The 2279-nt window shown below is 46.5% G+C and carries 1 protein-coding gene and 2 pseudogenes; 2 read left to right on the top strand and 1 reads right to left on the bottom strand.

Translation table 11 applies throughout. The features are described from left to right. Positions 1 to 379 (top strand): annotated as a pseudogene (locus BOQ04_RS08670) (DDE-type integrase/transposase/recombinase); the annotation flags it as partial. Between the two features lie 226 nt (positions 380 to 605). On the opposite strand, the gene BOQ04_RS08665 reads toward BOQ04_RS08670, so the two are convergent. Continuing rightward, positions 606 to 1892 carry an IS110 family RNA-guided transposase gene (locus BOQ04_RS08665; protein ID WP_083657573.1) on the bottom strand — a complete coding sequence of 429 codons (1287 nt, stop codon included), beginning with the start codon at positions 1890 to 1892 and terminating at the stop codon, positions 606 to 608. Between the two features lie 81 nt (positions 1893 to 1973). Between BOQ04_RS08665 and BOQ04_RS08660 the strand changes: the two are divergent. Beyond that, positions 1974 to 2268, top strand: a pseudogene (locus BOQ04_RS08660) (integrase core domain-containing protein); the annotation flags it as partial. Positions 2269 to 2279: the final 11 nt, after the last annotated feature.

Below are 2279 nucleotides of genomic sequence, written 5' to 3'. Positions count from 1 at the left end.
CTTTGTTATTTGTATCTACGCAATGTCAAGAACTACACATGGAACCACAAACGCATCTACCGGATTTACCGCGAGCTTGAGCTCAACCTGCGCATCAAACCCCGTAAGCGTTTGGTGCGAGATAAGCCAGATGCATTGGTCGTGCCGCTGAGTATTAACCAAGTCTGGTCAATCGTCCCGCGGGATTCCCTTCGGTCACTTTATGCATGACCAGTTGCAAGATGGCAGAAGTATCCGTCTGTTTAATGTGATTGATGACTTTAATCGTGAAGCCTTAGGTATTGAAGTGGACTTCTCATTGCCGGCAGAGCGAGTAGTTCGTAGCTTAGATCAGATCATTGCTTGGCGAGGTAAGCCGGCAGTTATACGGGCGGACAACGTACTAAATGCAAGAACTTTTTCCAGCGATAGGCAAAGCCATACCGTAACTGCAATTTGCAGTTAAAAAAATCAAACTTACTACTTGTCTATACCCAAACGGTCACTTCCACAAATAAATCAGGGGTCCCGATTAACCATAATTAACACAAGATCCGCCACTTCACGTTTTGGTCTTTACCCTACTTAAAACAATCTGAGGTCCCAGTGGAAGGTCCAAACATTATCTACGAGGTCCTTGCGGCCTCTACGGCCCTACAGAGAGGGATCGATCCACTGGGTAAAGCTTTTTCATAGTAACCTTGATACATCTGTTTTGACTTCACTAATCCATACACTACACGCGCCATCTTCGCTGCCACCGCAGTCCTTGCTTTACGTTGTAAATCCTTATCCTGCGGTGCGCCTTTAATATAGCGGCTATATTTTTGCTGAAAACAATTTTCTGGTTGAGCGATAGCAGTGTTCACTGCCATCCATAACGCCAAACGTAAACGCGCATTACCTCGTTTAGAGATTTGTTCTTGACCACGGTAGTTGCCTGATTGATTTTTGGCTAGATCAAACCCGCAATACTTCAAGAACTGACGATGATGGCTAAAGCGACGTAGATCCCCGCCTTCCGCCAGAATCGTTAGGGCATTAATCGGGCCAATCCCCGGCACACTTTGCAAGATGGCAGAATCCGGGTTATCGGCCAATACTGCTTGAGCTGTCTCTTCTAATTGCTTGCGACAAGCATTGATCTCTTGATAGCGTCTCAGTTGTATTTGAAAGGTTTTGCAAGCCAAGGAATCTGCCTCAACAGGTAGTCCAATGCTATGCAAGGCGGTCTCATAGAGCTCAATAAGCTTAGCCGCTTTATTAACCTTGCGGCCAATGACAGGGCTGGCAATCTGGCAAAACGCTTCTTGAGAGTGCTTCGTTACTGCGCTAGGGATGGGGAAGTGCAAAAGATAATTAATCCACCAGTCTGCGCGAGTACTGTTCCACCATTTACCCATCTCCGGAAAATATAGTGGCAGGTAATGGGTAAGGAGGGAATGCTGTAAGCGCGTGCGACTCAAGGTCACTTGATAGTAGGTTTTAGATAACTCTTGGAGATCATGATGCCCTGCAATTAATGGGTCAACATAACGTTGAATAATCCCTTGCTTAAGCAGCTCTAAAAGCACTGCAGCATCCTTGGGGTCATTTTTATCCCAGGAGTTGAACATCACCTCTCTGTACCGGGCACTAGCTACCGAGGAAATAAAACAGACTTCAAACCCCGCCGCTACCAAGCGATGCCCTAATACGCGGTGGTAATTGCCGGTTGCCTCAAACCCAATAATGCAAGGCGGCGGTAAGCCCTTTAGAAAAGCAATAAAACGATCATGATCGGCAGCAGAATTAGCCATCCGAAAATGCTGCCTTTTACCCGCCTTGGTCTCGCTTAACACGGCATTAAAGTCCTTGGCAATATCGATTGCAATCCATGCCCCAAAGGGTTTATTGTTTAAGTGGTCAGCCATAGCAATACTCCTTATTGATGATCTCGCAATCACCAGCATGGCTTAAATTGCTGCGGCTGACTACCATTCTGCATGTACTATGGGCCCGAACTCGTCAGTGGCAGACTCATGGAATGGGCAGCAAAGCATCAAATCCACATACAACATATCCAGCCAGGTAAACCACAGCAAAATGCCTATGTGGAACGCTTTAATCGTACCGTCAGATATGAGTGGCTATCTCAGCATTATTGGGAAAGCATTAACGAAGTTCAGGAGTTTGCAACGCAATGGATGTATAAATAGACCGAAGGGAATCCCGCGGGACAATCATCAACGTCCAAATATGGCATTGGGCGGCATTACCCCGAAACAGCGACTGGCCATGGTTGCTTAACTAATCCTACT

It is taken from the genome of Polynucleobacter sphagniphilus (assembly GCF_001953355.1).
In the GTDB taxonomy this organism is placed as follows: domain Bacteria; phylum Pseudomonadota; class Gammaproteobacteria; order Burkholderiales; family Burkholderiaceae; genus Polynucleobacter; species Polynucleobacter sphagniphilus.
Note: the sequence above shows the minus strand (reverse complement) of the source record. Positions and strands in the feature narration are given on the sequence as shown.

Coding starts and splice junctions, on each gene's coding strand:
- BOQ04_RS08665 (WP_083657573.1), bottom strand. CDS start 1,892: ATGGCTGACCACTTAAACAATAAACCCTTTGGGGCATGGATTGCAATC.